This is a genomic window from Lactobacillus corticis, from assembly GCF_018327645.1.
Classification (GTDB): Bacteria; Bacillota; Bacilli; order Lactobacillales; family Lactobacillaceae; genus Lactobacillus; species Lactobacillus corticis.
This window is the reverse complement of sequence record NZ_BMAY01000096.1, coordinates 1-201: the sequence shown is the minus strand read 5'-3', so window position 1 is coordinate 201 and position 201 is coordinate 1. Positions and strand designations below refer to the sequence as shown.

Annotated in this window: 1 protein-coding gene; it reads right to left on the bottom strand. The window is 40.3% G+C overall.

Annotated features, from left to right (window positions below; translation table 11 throughout):
* The coding region (locus tag KI210_RS08890; protein WP_212781490.1) for an ATP-binding cassette domain-containing protein at nt 1–200 on the bottom strand (200 nt) is incomplete at its 3' end.
* Between the last annotated feature and the right edge of the window lies 1 nt (nt 201).

Sequence of the window (201 nt, the reverse complement as noted above, 5' to 3'; positions counted from 1 at the left end):
TTATCGGCCAAATCATAGCCAGTAACTTCCAACTTGCCTGATTGAATTGGCTCCAAGCCATTGATGGTTCTGATCAGAGTTGACTTTCCGGAACCGGAAGATCCGATGATCGTTACAACTTGGCCCTCTTCAATTTCCAAATTAATGTCCTTCAAGGCATGAAGCTTGCCATAGTATTTATTAACGTGATCAAATTTTATA